This window comes from Flaviflexus massiliensis (genome assembly GCF_001375495.1).
Classification (GTDB): domain Bacteria; phylum Actinomycetota; class Actinomycetes; order Actinomycetales; family Actinomycetaceae; genus Flaviflexus; species Flaviflexus massiliensis.
Genome location: NZ_LN831058.1, coordinates 429,472 through 445,505, shown reverse-complemented (window position 1 = coordinate 445,505; position 16,034 = coordinate 429,472). Strand labels below are relative to the sequence as shown.

Here is a 16,034-nt window from a genome sequence, read left to right as displayed (position 1 = left end):
ACTCAAGAAATGGGTAGCTGACTAGACATAAGTTTCTGATTGGCGCACACTTGAGTAGGAAAAGTTAGTGAGCCGCTACGGCGGTGAGGGCATAAGCCCAGAAAAGGAGTAGTAACTATGGCACGTGCAGTAGGTATTGACCTCGGTACCACGAACTCGGTGGTCACCGTCCTGGAAGGTGGCGAGCCCACCGTTATCGCAAACGCCGAGGGTACCCGCACCACCCCGTCGGTCGTTGGTTTCTCGAAGGCTGGTGAGGTTCTGGTTGGTGAGATCGCCAAGCGCCAGGCCGTCACCAACGTTGATCGCACCGTTTCTTCGGTTAAGCGTCACATGGGAACCGACTGGTCGATCGACATTGACGACAAGAAGTACACGGCTCAGCAGATCTCGGCTTTCATTCTTGGCAAGCTGAAGAAGGACGCTGAAGCTTACCTTGGTGAAGAGGTCACGGACGCCGTTATTACGGTTCCCGCTTACTTCAATGACGCTGAGCGTCAGGCAACGAAGGACGCTGGTCAGATTGCCGGCCTCAACGTGCAGCGTATCGTGAACGAGCCGACCGCAGCTGCTCTCGCCTACGGCCTTGAAAAGGGCAAGGAAGATGAGCTCATCCTGGTCTTCGACCTGGGCGGCGGCACCTTCGACGTGTCCCTCCTCGAGGTTGGCAAGGACGAGGACGAGTTCTCGACCATCCAGGTTCGCGCAACCAACGGTGACAACCGACTCGGTGGCGACGACTGGGATCAGAAGATCGTTGACTGGCTGGTTGGTCAGGCTAAGAACTCGTACGGTGTTGATCTGTCGAAGGACAAGATTGCTCTTCAGCGCCTGAAGGAAGCTGCCGAGCAGGCGAAGAAGGAACTTTCTTCCGCCACCTCGACCAACATCACCCTCCAGTACCTGTCGATGACCGAGAACGGTCCTCTCCACCTGGATGAGAAGCTCACCCGAGCAAAGTTTGAAGAAATGACTCGTGACCTGCTTGAGCGCACCAAGGTGCCGTTCAACAACGTGATCAAGGATGCTGGTATCAAGCTCTCCGAGATCGACCACGTTGTTCTCGTGGGTGGCTCGACCCGCATGCCCATGGTGACTGATGTCGTGAAGGAACTGACCGGTGGCAAGGAGCCGAACAAGTCCGTGAACCCGGACGAGGTCGTTGCCGTTGGTGCGGCTCTCCAGGCCGGTGTCATCACCGGCGACCGCAAGGACGTTCTCCTCATTGACGTGACCCCGCTGTCCCTCGGTATTGAGACCAAGGGTGGCGTCATGACCAAGCTGATCGAGCGCAACACCGCGATCCCGACCAAGCGTTCCGAGGTCTTCTCCACCGCCGAGGACAACCAGCCTTCGGTGCTGATCCAGGTGTACCAGGGTGAACGCGAGTTCGCTCGCGACAACAAGCCGCTCGGTACCTTCGAACTCACGGGCATCGCACCCGCGCCCCGCGGCGTTCCCCAGGTTGAGGTCACGTTCGATATTGACGCGAACGGCATCGTCCACGTGTCCGCCAAGGACCGCGGAACCGGCAAGGAACAGTCCATGACCATCACCGGTGGCTCGGCTCTTCCCAAGGAGGAGATTGACCGCATGGTGAAGGAAGCCGAAGCGCACGCAGCTGAGGATGCGAAGCGGAAGGAAGAAGCTGAGCTCCGCAACACCTCCGAACAGCAGGTCTACTCGATCGAGAAGCTTCTCGAAGAGAACAAGGACAAGCTCGACGACTCCCTCGTTTCCGACGTCCAGGGAGCAGCCGATGCTCTCAAGACCGCTCTCGAAGGTGAAGACGTAGAGGCAATCAAGGCCGCTCAGCAGGACCTGACCGAGAAGTCCCAGAAGATCGGCGAAGCCATCTACGCCCAGGCGGCCTCCGAGGCACCCGCCGAAGGCGAGCCGGCTCCCGCAGCCGACGAGGACGACATCGTTGACGCTGAAGTTGTAGACGAAGAGGATGATCAGAAATGAGCGAGAACCAGTCGCCCGACGAGATGAACTCGAAGGACGCTGGCCAGCCCGAGTTTGAGCAGGAGGATGGTACCCAGCAGGAGCCGGCACCCGAAACTGCTGACGCCACGCCGGAGGAGCAGGACACTGCAGCCCCCGAGGGTGACGAAGTGGCCGAGGAGGTCGACCCGCTGCTGGAAGCTCAGGCGAAGATTGTGGACTTGGAGGACCAGCTGGCGCGTGCTCGTGCCGACACGTACAACGTGTCCCAGGAGTACAACAGTTTCGTTCGCAGGTCCAAGACCGATGGTGTAAACCAGAAGCAGGCCGGAATCGCCTCCGTGATTGAGAACCTCCTGTCCGTCCTTGACGACATCGAACTCGCACGCCAGCACGGTGACCTCGAAGGCCCCGCCGGGGCTATCGCAACCAAGGTCGAAAACACTCTCGAAACCAACTACGGGCTCGTCCGTTACGGTGCCGAAGGGGATGCTTTCGACCCCGCCATCCACGAAGCCCTCATGCACACCCCCTCAGAGGATGTGACCGAGGAGCAGGTCGGTACCCTGATCCAACCCGGGTACCGGATGGGTGAGAAGATCATCCGCCCCGCACGGGTCGGCGTGGTCTCCCCGCAGTAATCATGATGGTGTGCCGGGCTTTCGCCCGGCACACTCACAAGAAAGGAAGGTGATGTGCCATGGCTAGCCAAGACTGGCTGTCCAAGGACTTCTATGCCGTCCTCGGGGTCGACAAAAACGCCTCCCAGGATGACATCAAGAAGGCCTACCGTAAGCTCGCACGCACCTACCATCCGGATAAGAACCCGGGTGATACTGCGGCGGAAAGCAAATTCAAAGAAGTAGGCGAAGCCTACGCCGTGCTCTCCGACGAAGAGGATCGCAAACAATACGATGCGATCCGCGCCATGGGAGGCGGCGGTGCCCGCTTCTCCGCAGGCGGGCCTGGTGGTGGCGGCTTCGAAGATGTCTTCTCCTCCATGTTCTCCGGAGGGGGCGGAACCCAATACCGGACCACCAACCAGTCTGCTGGCGGCTTCGAGGACATTCTGTCCGGCATGTTCTCCGGTGGTGGCTCCCCGTTCGGTGGGGGAGGTTCACCCTTTGGTGGGTTTGGTCGGAGGCCACAGCGCGGCGAAGACTTGTTCGCAACCGCGAGCATTACCCTCGGTCAAGCCATCAACGGTGCCACGATCCAGGTTGCTGGTCAGGGGCAGCGCGTCACGGCGAAGATCCCGCAAGGAGTGCACGATGGGCAGAAGATCCGCGTGCGCGGAAAGGGTGGCCCCGGTCAGCACGGTGGCGAACCCGGCGACCTCATTATTACCCTGACCGTCGAGAAGCACCCCGTGTACGAACTTGACGGCAAGAACGTCAAGATGACGCTCCCCGTGTCATTCCCTGAGGCGGCACTCGGCGCGAAGGTGGAGATCCCGACCGTTCACGGCAGCACCGTTAAGGTGAAGATCCCTGCCGGATCCTCATCCGGCAACACCCTGCGCGTGCGCGGACACGGTCTGCGCGGCAAGGGACTGCCCGGCGACATGCTGGTCAGCCTCAACATCGTTGTTCCCAAGAAGCTCTCGGGCGATGCGAAAGCAGCTGTGGAGGCGTTTGCCGAAGCAACTAAGGACGCGAACCCCCGGGCTGATCTGGGGAGGATGGCGGAGGTGTCATGACACCCTCGCTGTCGAAAAACGATCCCGTATTCTCCGTGTCGATTGCGGCGCAGATGGCGGGCATGCACGCCCAGACGGTCCGTCAATACGACCGGCTTGGTCTCGTGGTTGCCTCCCGCACCAAGGGAGGCGGCCGCCGCTACTCGCTCGCTGACATTGAGGAGCTGCAGGAAATCCAGACCCTCTCCCAAGAGGAAGGGATTAATCTCGCCGGCATCTCCCGCATCCTCGAACTCGAGAAGCAGGTAGCGAAGCTCAAGCGTGAGAACAACCGATTGAACGCGCTTGCCGAACGGCTCAAGGGAGTCCTCTACGATAAGCAGGCTCAAGAACGCCGAGTCTTTGCAGCCGGCCAGGACGGCAACATCATTACCCTTGCCCGCGGCGAGCGCGCACCCTCGGAAGGTACTCGGCGCAGTTCCGCGCTGGTGATTTGGCGGCCTTCACTCTAGCCAAAGGCTAAACCCAAGTATCTGAGCTGACCGTGAGAGATCGGCCTGCTGTAGGAGCGCGTTACAGTATTCAATACCCGGTCCGCATGAGACATCCCAACACGGGATTCCTGTGCGGACTTTTTGAACGCAAATGGACGAACGACCAAGTGAGGTGCCCGGGTCCCGCTTTGCTCAAGAATGACTGTTCGTGGCCATCAGCTGTTGTGTCTTAACTTTTTGTTGCTCAATCTCGTCGGCTGCCCATGGCTCGCCCGGCAGGTGCCAAACGGGTGAGAGCCTCGCAAACTCCGCAATGAAAATTGTGTTCACTTTAATTGACTCGTTGTTCTTGTCCTCTTCATGCAGTATTTACCTTCGTTGGTGATGATGATGTGGGTCAAAATATGGCCGGTTTAGAAGGTGTGGAGAACACGATGAGGTTGAATGACAGATCCGTATTTGCGGATCAGCCATCCCGCCATTCCAGCGGGAAGCGCCGGCTTGTTGCCGGCGTTATTGCTGGTGGGTTGGCTCTTGGGACGATAGTGCCGGCATCGGCAGCCGACGGAATCAAGCAAACTGATGCCGTCAACGCTGCCGTTGAGGCAATGAATATTGATGGCAGTGGTAAAGCCATCGTCAACGGTTATGACCGTCAACAAATTGCTCCCGGTGTGGAACTGGTGAGCGTTGATCGTATCCAGGCCGGCGGCCGCCTGGAATTTGATGTGCTCGTTGCCGACCTTGGCTCGGGCCAGGTCCGCGCCGACTACCTGTACCCGGGAACGGTGTCCGATGCAGAGCCGATCTCGGACCTCATTGAGGATGCTGACGCCATTGCGGGCGTGAACGGATCGTTCTTTGACATTAACGGATCCAAGGCCCCCGAGGGCGTTGGCATTTCCGAAGATGATGGAATCATTACCATTCCCGCTGGGACGGGCAACGGCACCACCTCGGCAGGTCACAACCCCGTCATCTTCACCAAGGAAGGGCTGGGAGCATTCGGTTCGGTCACGCTGACCACCACCGTCACCGTCAACGGTGAGCCCTCGAACGTCGAGGTTGATGGCGTGAACGCGTGGCGGCTGCCCGCGGGCAAGGTTGGTGTCTACAACCACCTGTGGGGCGACTACACTCGCGAGCACGTGCTCGCCGGAGGAACCGGCACCGAGGTGATTATTGACCCGAACGGTCGCGTCACATCCGTGGGTATCCCCACCGTGGGGCAGCTCCCCGAAGGCGCGCAGTCCCTCGTGGAACGCGACGGTGGGGCCAATGTGCTATCCCAGATCAAGGTGGGTGACACGGTCGTTATCGAATCCGTGGTGACATCGGATGCTGGTGAGATCAGTGCTGCTATCGCAGCCAATGCTCGCATTGTCACCGGCGGTCAGCCAGTCACCTCGCGCGATAAGGCAGTCCATCCCCGCACCGCCATTGGCTTCAACGAAACCGGTACAATCATGTACCTCCTGGTGGTTGATGGACGCCAGCAGACCTCCACCGGCCTCAGTCTCACCGACCTGGGCGTGCTCATGCACGAACTGGGTGCGTACGAGGCCGGGAACCTGGACGGTGGCGGCTCAACGACCATGGGAACCGTGCGACCCGGTGAAACCGAAGCCGATGTTCCCCACAATCCGTCGGATGGCTACGCGCGTTCCGTCCCGAACGGCATCGGTCTGTTCGTTGATCAGGGTTCCGGTGAGCTCGTCGGCTACTCCGTCTCCGCCATTCTCCAGGCAGGCCAAGCGAACCGGGTGTTCCCCGGCCTGACCAGGCAGGTGCAGGCCAAGGGCTACACCGAAACCGGATACGCAGTTCCCGGCACGGTTCCCTCCTGGTCCTCCAGCGGTAATGCGACCGTCACCTCGAACGGTGACCACACCGCCACCGTCACCGGTGTTAGCAAGGGCCGGGACACGGTCACCGCGTTGAGCGGTGATGCCTCTGGTTCCTTCGATATCGAGGTTCTTGGCGAACTCGATCGCATCGAGATCTCACCGTCCGTTGTTCAGCTCTCCAGCCCGGAAGAGGTCGCGTCCTTCACCGTGTACGGATACGACTCGAACGGCTACAAGGCGCCGATCGACGCAGCTGATGTTGTTCTTGAAGGCGATGAGGAAGGTAACTTCACCATCGAGCCCGGCACGAACGGCACCTTCGCCGTGTCCGTCAACAACGACAACACGGCATCGCGCATGACCGTCAAGGTTGGTGAGCACGAGGCACCCATGGCCATCACCGTTGGCGTGGATAGCGTTCAGGTTGCTGACTTTGCAGATGCTTCCTCGTGGACAGCGGCAAACGACCGCGCCCCCGGTGTCACGGTGACCCCAGTCGAGGGTCATGATGGCATGCCCGGCGTGGAGATTGATTACGACTTCACCCAGGCCACCGCCACTCGCGGCGCGTATGCCGTAGCCCCGAATGGCGGCATCGAGATCCCCGGTCAGCCCACCGCGATCACCGCATGGGTGAACGGAAACGAAAACGGTTCCTGGCCCCGCATCCAGGTCCGTCAGGCCAACGGCACCACCACCCAGCTTGACGGTCCGACGGAGGCGTTTGAGGGATGGCGACAGATCACGTTCGCAATCCCCGCCGGCGTTCAGTACCCGCTGACCTTCCAGCGCTTCCGCATCATGGAAACCCGTACCGCCGTCACCTACGAGGGATCCATCGTGGTCTCCGACATTCAGGCGCTCGTCCCGACCTCGGTCGACCTTCCGCAAACCGGTGAGGTCACCGATGGTGTTGTGGCCAGCACTGGTGCAACCGATGATTCCCCGCTCCGGATCGCCGTTGTCTCGGACGCTCAGTTTGTGGCACGCAACCCCGAATCCGGTGGTGTCCGCGGGGCTCGCGAAGCATTCCGCGAGATCCTTGCCGAGGATCCCGACTTGCTCATCATCAACGGTGACTTCGTTGACGAGGCCTCGCCCGAGGACTTTGCTTTCGCGAAGCAGCTCATCGATGAAGAGTTGGGCGACTTCCCCTACATCTATGTCCCCGGCAACCACGAAGTTATGGGTGGCGACATCCAAAACTTCATTGATGCCTTCGGAAAGACGAACGGCTTCATTGATGTGGATGGCACCCGCCTCATCTGGATCAACTCCGCACCCGGCGGCATCACCCATGACTTCCAGCAGATCCAGATGCTGAAGAACGCGCTGGAGGATGCCAAGACGAACGATGACATCACCGGTGTCCTCGTATTCCAGCATCACCCGGTTGATGATCCGCTGCCCACCAAGGCCAGCCAGCTCTCGAACCGACTCGATGCTCAGATGTTGCGCGACTGGCTGGAAGACTTCCGCAACGAATCCGGCAAGCCGATTGCCAACATCGCTGCCGGTGTCGGAATTTTCCACGCCATGACCCTCGACGGAATCCCGTACTTCATCAACGGCAACGCAGGTAAGGGCCCGACCGGGGGCTCCTCGGGATCGTTCACGGGATGGATGATGATCGGTATCGATGAATCGCAGGCAACGTCCGAGAACCCCCGTGACTGGGTGTCCTTCGAAGTCAATACTCGCGTTGACGAAGACGGACTCTCCCTCGGTGAAGTTCCCGCCTCCTTTGAGGAGAATGGCGAAGCCGTCACCCTTGCCCCGACCATGACTCAGGACGATGGCGTGAGGACCATGCCGGTGGCATGGCCCATGAGCTACGCCTGGTCCGGATCCAACGTTCACGTTGGTGCAGCGGATGAGGCCCCCGCGGGCTCGGTCGCAGCTTTCGACCCGAACACGAACGTTCTCACCCCGCTCGAGCCTGGCACCGGCAGCATTACCCTTGCCGTCAATGACAAGACCGTGACCGCCGAGTTCGCCGTCGAGGCCGACATCATCACCGTCACCCCCGAAGCCCCCACCTTCGCAGATAACACGGTCTCGATCCCTGTGGTCGAGGGTGTTGAGTACCTGGTTGGTGACAAGGTGGTTCTCGGTGAAGTTGTCATCACCGAGAACACCACTGTGACCGCCCGTGCAGTCGAAGGCTATGTCCTCGCTGAGGACGCACCTGCTTCCTGGGACTTCGAGTATGTTGCCCAGGTTGTTGAGGTCACCCCGGTGGCTCCAACCTTTGCTGATAACACGATCTCGATCCCCGTGGTCGAGGGTGTTGAGTACTTGGTTGGTGACAAGGTGGTTTCCGGTGAGGTCGTCATCACCAAGAACACCAAGGTCACTGCTCGAGCACTCGAAGGGTACGTACTCGCTGATGGTGTGGCTGCCTCGTGGAACTTCACCTACGTTGCTCCGAAGCCACTCCCCACCAAGGGCAACCTGTTCTACTTCGCTAACTCCTGGGCGCAGCACACGGAAGATGAGCGGATTGCGTTCGGTCGCAACGGGGATGAGCTCCTCGTTGGTGATTGGGACGGTGATGGCAAGGACACGATCGCGGTACGCCGCGGAAACACCTTCTACGTGAGCAATAAGCTTGCGAGCGGTAACTCGGAGACGTCTTTCAAGTTCGGTCGCTCCTCCGATGAGGTCATTGCAGGTGACTGGGACGGTGACGGAATCGATTCATTCGGTGTCCGCCGCGGTCACAAATTCCACCTGAACAACACCCTCACGGGCGGAAATGCCGAAACATCTTTCAAGTACGGCCGTGACACCGACTCGGTTCACGTTGGTGACTGGGATGGCGACAAAGCCGACACGATCATGGTCCAGCGTGGCCAAGAATTCCATGTCTCCAACGCACTCAAGGGTGGCAAGGCTGAACACTCCTTCACCTACGGTCGCGCAGGAGACGAGGTTCTCGCAGGCGATTTCGATGGCAAGAACGGTGATTCCCTGGCCCTGCGCCGTGGCAACGCCTTCCACGTCAAGAACACCCTCGAGGGCGGCAAGGCCGACACGACCATCCGTTACGGACGTAGCACTGACCAGGTGTACGTCGGTGACTGGGATGGCGACGGTATCGACAGCCCTGTCGTCAACCGCTACGTCAAGTAAGCAACAGGGTGCTCGGAAAGCTGTGAGCACCTGACACGGTGAGGGCGCGAGGCACTAGCCTCGCGCCCTTCTCTTTCTCTTTGTCTTTCTCCCTCTCCTTCTTACCTTTCCCCTGTGCGTCCATCGACCCTTGCTGCTGCTGATCGTTAGCGGTTCGTTTCTCTGCGCCGACCTGCCATGACTGAGCGGCAGTAACTTGCGGGTATAACATAGACAGGTACGCGTTTATGCGATCCGTGATGGGAGATGATGGGAATGGTTGGTAGTGGGCGCTATGCTCCCTCACCCTCTGGTGATCTCCACGTTGGTAACCTCCGTACGGCTCTCATCGCCTGGGCTTGCGCGCGTTCGAAAGACCTGGGGTTTGTGATGAGGATGGAGGACTTGGACGAACGTGTCCGCCCTCAATATGTTCAATCCCAGCTGGCTGACTTGAAGGCGCTCGGGATTGACTGGGATGGGGAGGTGCTCTTCCAATCGGAGCGGCTTCCGGCCTACGAAGAGGTTGTCACGCAGCTCCAGGAGCGCGGGTTGCTGTACGAGTGCTACTGCACGCGTGCGGACATTCGGGAAGCACCCACGGCCCCCCATGCGCCACCCGGATCCTATCCCGGCACGTGCCGCGACCTGACCGAGAAGGAGCGAGATGAAGGTCGGAAGAAACTTGAGATCATGAGCAGGGGACCTGCCCTGCGACTGCGTACCAACAACGACACGCTGACGTTCACCGATCGGGTGTGCGGTGAGTTCACCGGCCATATCGATGACTTTGTGATCCGCCGGGGTGACGGGGTCATGGCATACAACCTGGTGGCCGTCGTTGATGATGAGTACCAGCACGTTCATCAGGTCGTCCGAGCAGATGATCTGCTGGATTCCACCCCGCGGCAAATCTATCTCCAACAACTTCTCGGGTTTGCAACACCCGAGTACTATCACGTGCCGCTCGTTGTGAACGAGCAGGGGCAGCGCCTTGCTAAGCGAGACGGCGCCGTCACTCTCGCGCAGCTAGCAGAGCAGGGAATGGGTACCGAAAAAGTGTTTGCCATGATAGCCACCTCCCTGGGTAGCAAGGCGGAGACCGCCACCGAGTTCCTCGAATCTTTCGATCCAAGCACGCTCCGGAGAGGGCCGTGGACCTTTACCGCTCCCGAAACGAGCCAGAACTAGGTCGCTCACAAGCGAGCAATTGTGGTTGATCTGGTTGTATTTGCGCGTGGAGAGGGTAACTCGTCAAGCACAAGCAGAAGCGTGGTCCACTAGCCATTCTGTGCTGCCTTGCAGGACGGGTGAAACCCTGGTGGCGTCTTACTTACGGCCCAGGTGGTCCCTACTTTTCCCTGCAAGAATATGAGTTAGAATGAGAGCCATTCGCGCAGGGCTTCCTCCTGCGGCAAGATCTACCTTCCACTCAATAATTATGTGGGTGTAGTGTCTCAACATCGAAGAGAAAGGTCCGTCATATGGCACAACAGCCTAGCAATCAGGAACGCTTGAACTCCGGTGGCTACGACTTTGGTGGCTATGTGCCCGGAGCGGACTATACGCCGCGCAAGCGACCCGTATGGAAGGCCGTTGTTGCCCTCGTGCTCATTGTGGGCATGGTCGGTCTTTACGCGCTCATAATCTGACAGTCGGCTCCGGGCCGGCTTTTATTTTGCCAATTTCTCATCCAAGAAGGTGAAGATCAGGGCAAGCGACCGCGCTGACTGCTTGGCGTCCGCCGCGCCCGCGTGACCGCCCTCGGTGTTCTCAAAATAGGTTACGTCGTGACCCTGCTCTTCCAGGAGCGCCACGAACTTCCGAGCATGACCGGGATGCACACGATCATCGCGAGTGGACGTGGTGACGAGGATCGGCGGATAGGTCCGGTCTTCCTTCACGTTGTGGTACGGGGAGTAGTTCTGGAGGAATTCCCAATCACCCGTATCCGGATTCCCATACTCATCCATCCACGAGGCTCCCGCGAGCAGGTGCGAGAACCGCTTCATATCGAGCAGTGGAACGCGGCAAATAAGAGCCCCGAAGAGCTCCGGATATGTGGTGTACATGTTGCCGATAAGGAGGCCGCCGTTGGAACCGCCCGTTGCCGCGAGCTGGTCGACCGTGGTCACTCCTGTTTCTACCAGGTGCTGTGCGACTGCCGCGAAGTCCTCGTATGCGAGGTGGCGCCCTTCCTTTTGGGCTTGCTGGTGCCAGGCGGGACCGAATTCGCCGCCGCCACGAATGTTTGCCAGTGCGTACACGCCGCCGTCTTCGAGCCAGGCCTTGCCGTAGGTGCCGATGTAGCCGGGGATGTTTGAGATCTCAAACCCGCCATAACCATCCAGGAGGGTGCGGGCAGGGTGCTGACCGGACAGTGCCTGCTCTGATCCCACGAGGAAGTAGGGGATCTTGGTGCCGTCCTTGGAGGTCGCCCATTCCTGGCGTACAACCATGCCATCGGCATTAAACCGTTCCGGTGCCGACCTGACCTTCTTGACCTCGAGACCATCCTGGCTTGCGGTGCCGTGGAGGAGGGTGGTGGGAGTGAGGAACCCGGTGGTCACAACCCACACGTCATCGCCCTTTTCCTGGTCGACTGCCGTGATCCCGATCGAATCGAATTCACCAAGGTCGGGGTGTAGTTCGGTCACGGACCAGGTGCCGATCGGGGCGAAGTAGGCGCGGCTGCGTACATTGTCCAGCGTTGTGAAGACAACGCCGCTGGCCAGCTCGGCCATGGACGACAGGGATGCCGTGGCCGTGGGGGTGAAGAGTGTGGTGATGGATTCCGCCCGTGGTCCGTTCAATGCTTCCTCGTAGGGGAGGGTGAGGAGTGATCCCGCGGGGAAGACTGTGCCATCGACGTTCCAGTCGTAGCGCAGCTCCAGAACAACCCAGTCCTTCACGGTTCCGACAGAGGCGCTGTGCGGCACCTTCAATTCCGTGAGCTCCAGAGTCTCGCCATCAACCTCGTAGACGATGGTGTCTCGGAAGTCTGTGGCACGGACCGCGAAGGTGCGTTCGTATCCGACCGTGAAGTCGTGCGAGGCCCCCACGAGAATGTCTTCTGCTTCTCCTTCGAGAATGATCGGGGCGTCCTCGAGTGCGGTGCCGCGCTTCCACAGCCGCACGGTGCGGGGATAGCCAGAGTTTGTCAGCGTTCCTTCGCCAAAGTCGCGTGCGATCAGAACGGAATCATCCGTGGTCCACTGGAGTGAGCCCTTTGAGGCGGGGGAATAGAATCCGTCCTCCACGAATTCCTTCTTCTCGACATCGAATTCTCGAACCACATTGGCATCGGTGCCACCGGGCTTGAGTGAGATCAGTGCTCGCGTGAAGTCGGGCCGGCGAAGTTGCGCGCCACCAAACACCCAGGATTCGTTCTCGTCCTTGCCGAGCTGATCAATATCGAGCAGGGTCTCCCACTGGGGAGTGGTGAGATAGTCCTCGAGAAGGGTGCGCCGCCAGAGCCCACGAGGATGCTCAAGGTCGGTGTGGAAGTTGTAGATGTACTGGCCGCGCAGGGTGCCGAGGTCGAGCTTGTCCTTGGCGGAGAGAATGTCGTAGACCGCCTTCTCTCGCGAATCAAACTCCGGACCCGCGTGACTTTCAATCGTCGCATCGGACCGCTTGCTGGCCCATGCCAGGGTTTCATCATTGAACTCTTCCAACCAAAGGTGCGCATCTGTCATGCCAGCAGTCTACGTGCCGGCCTGCATTGCCCAGCCTGAATTTGGTTGTTGTCCGCTACCCGCAAAGATGCTTGCCCGTAACGCACTGTGACCGGCCATCGTGGCCGGTCACAGTGAGCAAAGTTAGCAGTTACTCGTTGCCAATTTTCTTGTCTATTGAGTCCCGAGCGTTTGAGATCTTCTCTTGGTGTTCTTCACCAGCGCGCTGGGAGGCAAACTTCTCGGCTTGATCAAGCCTCTTGTCGGAAACCTGCTCAGCCTTATCTGAGTTCAGTGCATCCTTTGCCTTATCGAAAATACCCATGCGGTGCTCCTTTCGTCGGTGATGATCGATCGAGCAATCGACCATGGGACACAATCTACCTGTGATGGGCCTCTCGTGCACCATATAATTCACTCCGCGTGAACTCATTTGGGTTCCCTGCCGGCGCGACCTGTTGTGAGCTATCGTGATCCGCTTTTGGGAGAAAGGTCCCTGGCAACTTGTGGGGCCGTGAGCAACCGTTTTGACAGACATGTGACGCGAACATCAAACAATGGCAAATGCGGATAAAAAGATTCTGGAAGTCCGCAAATACGGGGTACTATGGGAGTTGTGTCAGAGTACAAGGTTCGTGAAGTTGCCCGTCTTCTTGCAGTGTCCGACGATACGGTTCGGCGCTGGATTGATGACGGCTCGCTAGTAGCAAACAGAGACGGTGGTCGAATCCTCGTTGATGGGAAGTCTGTTGCCGACCTGGCGATCCGCCTTGCCAAAGGCAAGGCGGATAGCGATCACGGAGTATCGACTCGAAACGAACTCGCCGGGATCGTGACACGCGTCCAAGTCGACGGCGTCATGGCCCAGGTGGATATGCAGTGCGGTATCTACCGAGTTGTCTCCCTGATCTCCGCTGAAGCGGTGAGGGAGATGAGGTTGGAGGTTGGTTCGCCGGCCACTGCCCTGATTAAAGCCACCAATGTTTCCGTTAAGTCAGGAATGATTTCATGAAAAAACTGATGAGCCTCGGCGCCGTTGCGCTCCTGGCACTCACACTCGCCGCCTGTTCGGACGACGCCGAAGAAGAGGGAACAAACGGCACAGAGACCGCAGCCACTGAAGAGTCCGGTGGCGACGCCCCTCACCGCGACATCACGGTCATGATCGCAGCCTCCATGTGCGATCTCGCTGAAACCGTTGAAACCGAGGTAGAAGATGACCTCAGTATTGAGGTCACGACCGTTTGTGGCGGCTCCTCCGATCTCGTTGCACAGATCGAGGCGGGTGCCGACGTGGATATCCTCATTACCGCCAACCAGTCCACCGCAGATCAGATCACGGAAGCCGATCGCGGCACCGAACTCGACATGATCGCAATCAACGAACTCGTTGTCGTCGTGCCCGCAGGCAACCCTGCGAACATCACCGGCTTCGATGAGTCGATGAACGAGGCGGACCTCGTGATCTGCGCACCCCAGGTTCCCTGCGGTGACGTCTCCCTCCAGCTTGCCGAGATCAACGGCATCACCCTCGACCCCGTGTCCGAGGAAAGCGCCGTGACCGACGTACTTGGCAAGATCACCTCCGGCCAGGGTGATGTTGGCCTGGTCTACCGAACTGATGCGAACTCCGCAGGGGATGCTGTCGAAATCTTCGACATCCCGAACGCTGCCGATGTTCCGAACAACTACCCGCTCGTCATCATCGACTCCGACAAGGCCGATGAGACAGAGCAGGCCTGGATCGACGCCTTCACCACGGGTGATGGTGCACAGCGCATGGAAGACGCAGGCTTCTCCAGGCCGTGATGTGGAAAACAGCCGGTGCGCCGCCCCGATGGATTCTCGTCGGGGCGGTGCTAGGCCTCCTTGCTCTCAGCCTGCCCATCGTTGGCATGCTGATCGACATGCCGTGGTCGCGGGTACCGGAGATCCTCGCGTCAGAGACCTCGGTCAAAGCGCTCGGAGTTTCGCTCCGCACCGTCACCATCTCGACCATCATCTGCGTCCTAGTAGGTGTTCCGCTCGCGATCTTCATGTCCCGCCTCACGGGGCGCATGGGGGAGATCCTGCGGACCCTGGTGACGATCCCGATGGTGCTCCCACCGGTCGTGGCGGGCCTTGCCCTGCTGTCGACCTTCGGTAAGCGGAAGCTCATCGGCGAACAGCTTTCCCTTCTCGGCATCGATATCGCCTTCACCTCAACCGCGGTGGTTATGGCGCAGGTCTTTGTGGCGATGCCTTTCCTTGTCACCTCGCTTGAAGCTTCGCTGCGGTCCAACAGGTCCTCCCACGCACAAATCTCCGCCACCCTCGGTGCCTCACCGACCTACACGCTTTTCCACGTGACCCTGCCGATGATGATGCCGGCCCTGGTGTCCGGGACCGCGCTGGCGGCCGCCCGGTGCCTGGGAGAGTTTGGTGCCACCCTAACGTTCGCTGGCTCATTGGAGGGGCGGACGAGAACGATTCCGCTCGCCATCTATCTCCAACGCGAAGTTGATCCCGAGACCGCTCTGGCGCTGGCTCTCGTGCTGCTATTCCTCGCCGTCCTGGTCGTGTCCATCACCTCCCGCGGTCGTAAGGTGGAGAAATGATTGAGATGCATGCGGCGCTGGCACAGCGCGGACTAACCTTTGATCTCAAGCATCCGCAGGGTCGCACTCTTGCCGTTATTGGACGCAACGGTACCGGAAAGTCCTCCCTCATCGGCCTTCTCTCGGGCCTGCTCGTACCCGACCAGGGTGGGAGTATCATGCTCGACGGTCAGGAAGTGGCAAGTCCCTGGATTGGACCCAACAAGCGCCCCATTACCCTCCTGTCACAGGACCCCACTCTCTTCCCGCACCTATCGGCACTCGATAATGTGGCCTACGGTTTGCGTGCGGGCGGCATGAGCAAGGGTGAGGCAAGGGAACGCGCACGCGTGCATATTGGCGAGTGCGGCATTGGGGAACTTGCTGACCGGAAGCCGCACCAAATGTCTGGCGGGCAGCAGCAGCGTGTGGCCCTTGCTCGCGCCATTGCAGTTGAGCCGAAGATCCTCCTGCTGGATGAGCCGCTGGCGGCCATGGACGTGGCGGCGGCTGTGCAGTTGCGCCAACTCATCAAGAACGCACTCAAGGGCAGAACCGGGGTCGTGGTTACGCACGACATGGCCGACATCTCCGCCTTCGCCGACGATGTTGCTGTCCTCGCCGATGGTGACGTTAGTGATTACGGCCCGGTCAAGGACCGGCTGAACGACGAGAACTCCAAACTCAGGAAATACTTCCTCGGGTTCTAGGATCGACGGTTCAGTGGTTTGGGTGAAAAG

General features: G+C 59.5%; 13 protein-coding genes. 11 read left to right on the top strand and 2 right to left on the bottom strand.

What is annotated here, in order from left to right; genetic code table 11:
- The first annotated feature begins 117 nt into the window (after positions 1–117).
- The 7 genes from dnaK to BN1241_RS12795 all read left to right on the top strand — a co-directional run bounded on the left by dnaK (position 118) and on the right by BN1241_RS12795 (position 10,693).
- Entirely contained in the window at positions 118–1,968 is a 1,851-nt protein-coding gene (gene dnaK / locus BN1241_RS05890) for a molecular chaperone DnaK (RefSeq protein WP_054952755.1), read from the top strand.
- Entirely contained in the window at positions 1,965–2,588 is a 624-nt protein-coding gene (gene grpE / locus BN1241_RS05885) for a nucleotide exchange factor GrpE (RefSeq protein ID WP_054952754.1), read from the top strand. Before dnaK ends, grpE begins: the two co-directional genes overlap by 4 nt.
- A gap of 59 nt (positions 2,589–2,647) precedes the next feature.
- Positions 2,648–3,646, top strand: a complete 999-nt coding sequence (locus tag BN1241_RS05880; protein WP_054952753.1) for a DnaJ C-terminal domain-containing protein — start codon at positions 2,648–2,650, stop codon at positions 3,644–3,646.
- The gene (locus BN1241_RS05875) at positions 3,643–4,098 is read left to right on the top strand and encodes a heat shock protein transcriptional repressor HspR (protein WP_054952752.1); all 456 of its coding nucleotides are present in this window, start codon (positions 3,643–3,645) and stop codon (positions 4,096–4,098) included. Before BN1241_RS05880 ends, BN1241_RS05875 begins: the two co-directional genes overlap by 4 nt.
- Positions 4,099–4,514: 416 nt before the next feature.
- Positions 4,515–9,062 (top strand): phosphodiester glycosidase family protein, encoded by a 4,548-nt coding sequence (locus BN1241_RS05870; RefSeq protein ID WP_187117604.1) that lies wholly within the window; start codon positions 4,515–4,517, stop codon positions 9,060–9,062.
- Positions 9,063–9,308: 246 nt separating this feature from the next.
- Positions 9,309–10,232, top strand: a complete 924-nt coding sequence (gluQRS, locus tag BN1241_RS05860) for a tRNA glutamyl-Q(34) synthetase GluQRS (RefSeq protein ID WP_222704405.1) — start codon at positions 9,309–9,311, stop codon at positions 10,230–10,232.
- Positions 10,233–10,525: 293 nt separating this feature from the next.
- The gene (locus tag BN1241_RS12795) at positions 10,526–10,693 is read left to right on the top strand and encodes a hypothetical protein (RefSeq protein WP_154665176.1); all 168 of its coding nucleotides are present in this window, start codon (positions 10,526–10,528) and stop codon (positions 10,691–10,693) included.
- A 21-nt stretch (positions 10,694–10,714) separates the two neighbouring features.
- On the opposite strand, the gene BN1241_RS05855 is transcribed toward BN1241_RS12795, so the two are convergent.
- Both BN1241_RS05855 and BN1241_RS12285 read right to left on the bottom strand, forming a co-directional pair.
- Positions 10,715–12,739 (bottom strand): prolyl oligopeptidase family serine peptidase, encoded by a 2,025-nt coding sequence (locus BN1241_RS05855; RefSeq protein ID WP_054952749.1) that lies wholly within the window; start codon positions 12,737–12,739, stop codon positions 10,715–10,717.
- A gap of 130 nt (positions 12,740–12,869) precedes the next feature.
- Positions 12,870–13,043 (bottom strand): Rv0909 family putative TA system antitoxin, encoded by a 174-nt coding sequence (locus tag BN1241_RS12285; protein ID WP_077138305.1) that lies wholly within the window; start codon positions 13,041–13,043, stop codon positions 12,870–12,872.
- 291 nt (positions 13,044–13,334) lie between these two features.
- Between BN1241_RS12285 and BN1241_RS05850 the strand changes: the two genes are divergently transcribed.
- From BN1241_RS05850 to BN1241_RS05835, 4 genes are read left to right on the top strand one after another with little or no spacing between them, the layout of a single operon-like run.
- On the top strand, positions 13,335–13,730 hold the full coding sequence (locus BN1241_RS05850) for a TOBE domain-containing protein (protein WP_054953817.1): 396 nt from the start codon (positions 13,335–13,337) through the stop codon (positions 13,728–13,730).
- Positions 13,727–14,527, top strand: coding sequence for a molybdate ABC transporter substrate-binding protein (gene modA, locus BN1241_RS05845; protein WP_054952748.1), 801 nt, complete (start codon positions 13,727–13,729; stop codon positions 14,525–14,527). The genes BN1241_RS05850 and modA overlap by 4 nt, the downstream gene beginning before the upstream one ends.
- On the top strand, positions 14,527–15,315 hold the full coding sequence (locus BN1241_RS05840; protein WP_054952747.1) for an ABC transporter permease: 789 nt from the start codon (positions 14,527–14,529) through the stop codon (positions 15,313–15,315). The genes modA and BN1241_RS05840 overlap by 1 nt, the downstream gene beginning before the upstream one ends.
- Entirely contained in the window at positions 15,312–16,004 is a 693-nt protein-coding gene (locus tag BN1241_RS05835; protein WP_054952746.1) for an ABC transporter ATP-binding protein, read from the top strand. The genes BN1241_RS05840 and BN1241_RS05835 overlap by 4 nt, the downstream gene beginning before the upstream one ends.
- Positions 16,005–16,034: the final 30 nt, after the last annotated feature.